We start from the raw sequence: 6,930 nt of genomic DNA, 5'->3' as shown, positions 1-6,930 counted from the left end.
GGAGCGGGCCCCCGCGACCGCGCGCCGCAGGCGGCGCACGAGCAGCACGACGCCGAGCGCGGCCACCGCCAGCGCGACGACGACCTGGCCCGTGGCGGCCGTCCGGCACGACGCGACGAGGTCCGGTGCGGCGCCGCCCACCGGCTCCCCGACCACCTCGACGTCCCCACCGGCCTGCCGCGCCGCGGAGCCGCCGCACTGCGCCGGCCCCAGGAGGTTCTCGGCGAAGGCCGTCGCGGCGCTCACGCCCAGGCAGACGACGAGCAGCCACAGCCCCTCGAACGCCGCCGCGCGGGTCGCCCCGGCGCGGCGCGCGACGAGGTACCCCACGACACCCGCCACGAGCAGGGCGACGTAGAGCCACCCGAGCGCGGCGCTCACCGTGGCTCCTGCGCCGCGGTCGGGGCGTCGACGGCCCCGCCGTAGCGGCGGTCCCGGCGCGCGTACTCCTCGACCGCGCGCCACAGGTGCCGCCGGTCGACGTCCGGCCACGGCTCGTCGAGGAAGACGAGCTCGGCGTAGGCGGCCTGCCAGAGCATGAAGTTGGACGTGCGCTGCTCCCCTGACGAGCGCAGGAACAGGTCGACGTCGGGGAGCTCCGGCTCGTCCAGGAACCGCTGCACGGTCTTCTCGTTGACGCGGTCGGGCCGCAGCCGGCCGGCCGCGACCTCCTGCGCGATCCGCTGGGCGGCGTCGGCGATCTCCGCGCGGCCGCCGTAGTTGACGCACATCGTCAGCGTGCACGTGGTGTTCGCCGCGGTGAGCTGCTCGGCCGCCTCGAGCTCGGCGATGACGCTGCGCCACAGCCGCGGCCGGCGGCCCGCCCAGCGCACGCGCACGCCCCAGGAGTTCATCACGTCCCGCCGCCGGCGCAGCACGTCGCGGTTGAACCCCATGAGGAACCGGACCTCGTCGGGCGAGCGCGACCAGTTCTCGGTGGAGAACGCGTACGCGGAGACGTACTCGACGCCGATCTCGATCGCGCCCGCGACCACGTCGAGCAGCGACGCCTCCCCCGCCCGGTGGCCCTCGGTGCGCGGCAGCCCGCGCGCGTTGGCCCAGCGCCCGTTGCCGTCCATGACGACCGCGACGTGCCGCGGCACGAACTGCCGCGGGATCTGCGGCGGCCGCGCGCCCGACGGGTGCGGCGGCGGCGGGACGGGGACGTGCGCGGAAGGTCGGGCCACGCCGTTCATTGTGCCGCCCGGTGGCGACGGCCGACCGCCGGGCGGCCGGACCACGCGCTCGTGCTCGTCAGACCCGCTCGACCATCGGCAGCGACCGCAGCTGCCGCTCCAGGTGGAACTGGCAGTAGGCCGCGACCAGGCCGTTGCCCTCGCCGCGGTGGCGCTCGGAGCTCGCGTCCGCCGTGGCCCAGTCCCCCGCGAGCAGGGCGGCGAGCAGCGCGAACGTCTCGGGGGCCGGCGACGCCGCACCCGGCGGGCGGCACGCGCGGCACACCGCCCCGCCCGAGCCGATCGCGAACGCGTGGTGCGGGCCGGGCTCGCCGCAGCGCGCGCAGTCGGTGAAGCTCGGCGCCCAGCCGGCGATCGCGAGCGCCCGCAGCAGGTAAGAGTCGAGCACGAGGCCCGGCGCGTGCTCGCGCGTCGCCAGCGCGCGGACGGCCCCGACGAGGAGCCAGTACTGCTGCAGCGACGGCTCGTGCTCGGCCTCGACGAGGCGGTCCGCCGTCTCGAGCATCGCGGTGCCCACCGTGTAGAGCGCGTAGTCGTCGCCGATCTGCCGCCCGTACGGGCCGATCGTCTCCACCTGCGTGACGATGTCGAGGTTGCGGCCGGTGCTCAGCTGCACGTCCACGTGCATGAACGGCTCCAGGCGCGAGCCCACGCGCGACGTCGTGCGCCGCACCCCCTTGCCCACCGCGCGCACCTTGCCGTGCTGGCGCGTCAGGAGGGTCACGATGCGGTCGGCCTCCCCCAGCTTGTGGGTGCGCAGCACGATCGCCTCGTCGCGGTAGAGGCTCACGCCCTCATTGTCGCCCCTGGCGCCGACACGCCCCGCACCGACACGTCCCGCCCGGACACGCTCCCCCGACACGACACGCGACCGCGCCGCCGGCACCGGGTCCGTCGAGGGGTGTGACGGTGTTCGGTGCCGGCGGCGCGGGTGCACGCGGACGAGGTCGGGGTCGCCGAGGTCCGCGCGCCCGGGACAGCCGGTGCGGCCCGCCGCCCGCACCGCCGCCCGGAGCGGCGGGCGGCTCAGCGCACGTAGCGGTTGACCGCGGAGATGATCGCCTTGAGGGAGGCCGTCGTGATCGAGGGGTCGATGCCGACGCCCCACAGGATGCGGTCCCCGATCGCGCACTCGACGTACGCGGCGGCGGACGCGTCGCCGCCCGCCGACAGCGCGTGCTCGGCGTAGTCCAGCACCGCGACGTCGACGTCGACCTTCTTCACGGCGTCCACGAACGCCGCGATGGGGCCGTTGCCGGTGCCCTCCAGCGTGACCTCCTGCCCGCGGTCGACGAGGTCGACGACGAGCGTGTCGGGGCCGTCCTCCGTGCTCGTGGCGCGCGTGCCGCGCAGCCGCAGCCGGCCCCACTCCTCGAGGCCCGAGCCCGGCTCCGCCGGCAGGTACTCGTCGTTGAAGATCCGCCACAGGTCGTCGGCCGTGACCTCGGTGCCGTGCGCGTCGGTGTGCTGCTGCACCACCTGCGAGAACTCGATCTGCAGCCGGCGCGGCAGGTCCAGGTCCTTCTCGGACTTCATCAGGTAGCTGATGCCGCCCTTCCCGGACTGCGAGTTGACCCGGATGATCGCCTCGTACGAGCGGCCGACGTCCTTGGGGTCGATCGGCAGGTACGGGACGGCCCAGACGAGGTCGTCGACCGTCGTGTGCCGGCGCTCGGCGTTGGCCTGCATCGCGACCAGGCCCTTGTTGATCGCGTCCTGGTGCGAGCCGGAGAACGCCGTGAACACGAGGTCGCCGCCGTAGGGGTGGCGCTCGTGCACGGGCAGCTGGTTGCAGCGCTCCACCGTGCGCCGGACGTGGTCGATGTCCGACAGGTCGAGCTCCGGGTCGATGCCCTGGCTGAACAGGTTCATGCCGAGGGTCACCAGGCACACGTTGCCCGTGCGCTCGCCGTTGCCGAACAGGCACCCCTCGATGCGGTCCGCGCCGGCCATGTAGCCCAGCTCGGCGGCGGCGACCGCGGTGCCCCGGTCGTTGTGCGGGTGCAGGCTCAGGACGACCGAGTCGCGGTAGCGCAGGTTGCGGCTCATCCACTCGATCGAGTCGGCGTACACGTTCGGCGTCGCCATCTCGACCGTCGCCGGCAGGTTGACGATGACCTTGCGGTCCGGCGTGGGCTGCCACTCCTCCAGCACCGCGTTGCAGATCCGCAGCGCGAACTCCAGCTCGGTGCCGGTGTACGACTCGGGGCTGTACTCGTAGAACACCTCGGTGTCCGGCACCAGCTCCTCGTACTTCTTGCAGAACCGGGCGCCCGAGACCGCGATGTCGACGATGCCGTCCTCGTCCGAGCGGAAGACCACCTCGCGCTGCAGCGTGGACGTCGAGTTGTACAGGTGCACGATCGCCTGCCGGGCGCCCGCGATCGCCTCGTAGGTGCGGGCGATGAGGTGCTCGCGCGACTGCGTCAGCACCTGGATGACCACGTCCTCCGGGATGCGGTCCTCCTCGATGAGCATCCGGACGAAGTCGAAGTCGGTCTGCGACGCCGCGGGGAAGCCGACCTCGATCTCCTTGAAGCCCATCTGCACCAGCAGCTCGAACATCTCGAGCTTGCGCGCGGGGTTCATCGGCTCGATCAGGGCCTGGTTGCCGTCGCGCAGGTCGACCGCGCACCAGCGCGGGGCCTTCGTGATGCGGGCGTCGGGCCACCGGCGGTCCGGGAGCTCGACCCGGATCTGCTCGTGGAACGGCCGGTACTTGTGGACCGGCATCGGGGAGGGGCGCTGGGCCGCGCCCGCCAGGTAGCCGGCGCCGCTCGGGCCGGGGGTGGCGGTCTCAGAGGTGGTGCTCATCGCTGTCGTCCTTCGGTCGGTGGGGGCTCAGCCGGCGCACCAGACACCGCGACGAGGATCCGGCCTAGAAGGCCTCGCCGCGGCGACGAAGGAGGAGGGTGTTCCCCAGCACGTCCGACAGGCTACCCCCCGCCGTGGGCGCGACCGCAACCCGTCTCACCCCGCGCCCGGTCCCGCGGCCGGCGGGCGGGTCACCGCAGCGCCGAGATCGTCGTCCCGTCCACGCCGTACAGCAGCGACCCGACCTGCACCACGCGCTCCGCCTCGGGCGGCAGCCGGGTGCTCCAGCGCTGCCGTCCGTCGTCGGTCCGCATCGCCGTCACCACGGCTCCCCACCGCGAGCCGTCCTCGACGAGCAGCAGGTCCTGGCCGTCGGTGAGGACGCGGTCCGCCGCGTGGTCCACGTCCTGCGCCCAGCGGACCCGCCCCGTCCCCGCCTCGATGCCCACGTACGTCCACCCGTCCCGCACCACGACGACGTCCCGACCGGCGAGCAGGACCTCCGACGCGGAGACCGGCGAGCGCCACAGCAGCCGGCGGCTCCGGTCGAACGCGAGCACCTGGCCCGACAGCGGGACGCCGAGGACGCGCGTCGTCACGAACGTCACCTCGGGGCGCGCCGTCGCGACCGGCAGGGCCGGCGTGCCCAGCACGGTCAGCCCGCGCCTCCCGCCGGGCTCGGCGAGCACGGTCGACACCGCCGGCGCCGTCGGGCGCATGTCGTACGACGTCCAGGCGAGCGAGCCGTCGTCGAGCACGCGCACCACGTCCGCCCGCCGCGGCCCCTCGGGCGGACCGACCCGCGCCCCGGTCGTCAGGTCGAAGACGCGCTGCGTGCCCAGGCCGCGCACGATCGCGACGCCACCCGCCGCCTGCACGCTGGCGGCTCCGCTCGCGCGCCCGCTGCGCGCGAAGGCCGGCACGCGCCACCGCGGGACGCCCGAGCGCGCGTCGACCCTGTCGAGGCTCAGCCGGTCCACCCCCACGACGACGAGCAGCAGGTCCGGTCCGGTGGCCGCCACGTCCGCGACGCGTCCCGCGACGCGGTAGCGGGCCGCGACGGTCCCGTGCGGGTCGACGACGACGACCGAGGAGGCGGTGCGGCGCTCGACGCCCGAGCGTCCGGCGGTCGCCGGGGCGACGGCGCAGGCGACGTCCGCACCGACGGCCGCGCAGCGGGTCAGCCCCGTCCGGCCCGGGTCGTCGAGCGGGACCGCCCAGCGCACCTCGCCCGTGACGACGTCGAGCGCCCGCAGCTCGCGCGCGTCGCCCTCCCCTGCGGTGACGACGAGCGAGTCCCCCACCGCGACGGGCCGGACCCGGTCGTCCGCCTCGGCGGTCCACCGCACGCGCGGCGGCGCGCCGACGTCGACCACCGCGCCCGCGAGCGCCGGGGCGGTGAGGACGTGGCGACGCTCCGCGGACGTCACCCAGCCGGGGACGAGCAGCGCGGCGGCCACGGTCGCGGCGACGATCCCGGCGCCGGCCACGCGACCCGGGCCCGGGTGCCCGCGCAGCCAGGAGCCCAGCGTGCGGGCGGCCCGCGAGGCCGGCGAACCGGGCCCGGGCGCGACGGTACGGTCGACGTCCCCGTCGTCCACGTCGACCACGAGCATCGTGAGGTCCGGCCGCTGCCGCCCCATCCCGCCACGCTAGCCCCGCGGGGCGCGCGCGTCCCGGGGCACGGCGCGGTCTCACCCGCTCGTCACCGGCTCAGCACCCGCGAGGCAGCCGCTCAGCGCAGGACGACGACGCCCCCGCGCGTCCGCAGCAGCAGCGAGCCGCCCGCGCCGACGACGCTCTGCAGGCCCGCGGGGCCGTCGACCGACCAGTACCGACCCCCGTCGTGCAGGTCGAACGCGACGACGCGCGAGCCGCCGCCCGTGAGCTCCGGCACGAGCACGAGCGAGCCGTCGGAGGCGGGCGCCGCCGCGACGGTCAGGCCGTCGTGGTGCCACAGCTCGCGACCGTCGCGCACGTCCACGGCCGCCACCTGCGTGTCGCCCGCGACCACGAGCACGCCGTCGACGAGCAGCGCCGCCTCGAGCCACGTGTCGAGGGACCAGCGGACGGCGCCGGACCGCGTGTCGATCCCGCGCAGCGTGGTGCCGACGTCCACGACGACGACCCCGTCGGCCGAGCCGTCGTCGACGGCGAGCGGCGCCGGGAGGCCGGGGAGCCGGGCGAGCGGCGTGCCGTCCGCCCGGTAGAGCGCGCCGCGGTCGTCGAGGGTGAACGTCGCGAAGCCGTCCCGGTACGGGGCGAGCTCGGTCGACCGCAGCGCGGGCTCGGACAGCACGACGCTGCCGTCCGACGTGCGCAGGACGGCGGTCTCCCCCGCGTCCGCGAGGACGAGCGGGCCGGCCACGCGCAGCCACGAGCGCCGGGCCCCGCGGTCGCTCAGCGACCCCTCCGCCTCGTGCGACCAGACCACCGAGCCGGTCCGTGCGTCGCGGCGCGACACCGTCACCGTGCCGTCGTCGTCGACCGCCCCGACCACGAGGTCGTCGTCGGCCCGGCCGGAGCCGAGCACCGTGCCGGGCACCTCCCACCGACCCCGCTCCGCGCCGTCGCGGGCGTCCAGGGTCACGACCGTCGACCGTCGCGCCAGTCGCCCCCGGTCCACGTACACCGGCACCGGTCTCGTCACGACGCAGACCACGAGCACCCCGACGTCCCGGCCGTCGGACGGGCAGCGCACCGACGAGCCCTCGAAGGCGGACGCCTCGGCGGCGCCCAGGGGCACCGCCCAGCGCACCGCCCCGGTCGTGGGCTCGTGCGCGGTCAGCCACCAGCCCTCGCGGTCCTCCGAGACGAGCACGAGCGCGCCGTCGGCGACGACGACCCCCTGCAACGAGGCCGTGCCGTCGGCGCGCCAGCGCTCGTGCGGCCGCCCGTCGAGAGGCGCGACGAGCGCGGG

6 protein-coding genes are annotated in these 6,930 nt (G+C 75.8%); all 6 read right to left on the bottom strand.

What is annotated here, in order from left to right; translation table 11 throughout:
* Positions 1-381, bottom strand: a 381-nt coding sequence (locus HGCM_RS19920) for a hypothetical protein (protein WP_026075412.1), incomplete at its 3' end; no start/stop codon positions are given.
* Entirely contained in the window at positions 378-1,196 is an 819-nt protein-coding gene (locus HGCM_RS10725) for an isoprenyl transferase (protein WP_051016074.1), read from the bottom strand. The genes HGCM_RS19920 and HGCM_RS10725, both read right to left, overlap by 4 nt.
* Positions 1,197-1,254: 58 nt before the next feature.
* Positions 1,255-1,986 (bottom strand): DNA repair protein RecO, encoded by a 732-nt coding sequence (recO, locus tag HGCM_RS10720; protein ID WP_019136837.1) that lies wholly within the window; start codon positions 1,984-1,986, stop codon positions 1,255-1,257.
* A 236-nt stretch (positions 1,987-2,222) separates the two neighbouring features.
* A complete protein-coding gene (leuA, locus tag HGCM_RS10710; protein ID WP_019136835.1) occupies positions 2,223-4,010 on the bottom strand; it encodes a 2-isopropylmalate synthase in 1,788 nt (595 codons plus the stop codon).
* Between the two features lie 191 nt (positions 4,011-4,201).
* Complete coding sequence (locus HGCM_RS10705; protein ID WP_019136834.1) at positions 4,202-5,653, bottom strand: PQQ-binding-like beta-propeller repeat protein; 1,452 nt, start codon at positions 5,651-5,653, stop codon at positions 4,202-4,204.
* A 92-nt stretch (positions 5,654-5,745) separates the two neighbouring features.
* Positions 5,746-6,930: outer membrane protein assembly factor BamB family protein (locus HGCM_RS10700; RefSeq protein ID WP_019136833.1), on the bottom strand; the 1,185-nt coding region annotated here is incomplete at its 5' end.

Origin of the sequence: Cellulomonas massiliensis JC225 (assembly GCF_000312005.1) — a bacterium.
GTDB classification, from domain to species: Bacteria; Actinomycetota; Actinomycetes; order Actinomycetales; family Cellulomonadaceae; genus Cellulomonas; species Cellulomonas massiliensis.
The sequence above is the reverse complement of the archived record's forward strand: the minus strand, read 5'-3'. Positions and strand labels throughout refer to the sequence as shown.

Bases quoted from the DNA above. Each gene is read 5' to 3' on its own strand.
- HGCM_RS10725 (WP_051016074.1), bottom strand. From the start codon at position 1,196: ATGAACGGCGTGGCCCGACCTTCCGCGCACGTCCCCGTCCCGCCGCCG.
- leuA (WP_019136835.1), bottom strand. From the start codon at position 4,010: ATGAGCACCACCTCTGAGACCGCCACCCCCGGCCCGAGCGGCGCCGGC.
- HGCM_RS10705 (WP_019136834.1), bottom strand. From the start codon at position 5,653: ATGGGGCGGCAGCGGCCGGACCTCACGATGCTCGTGGTCGACGTGGAC.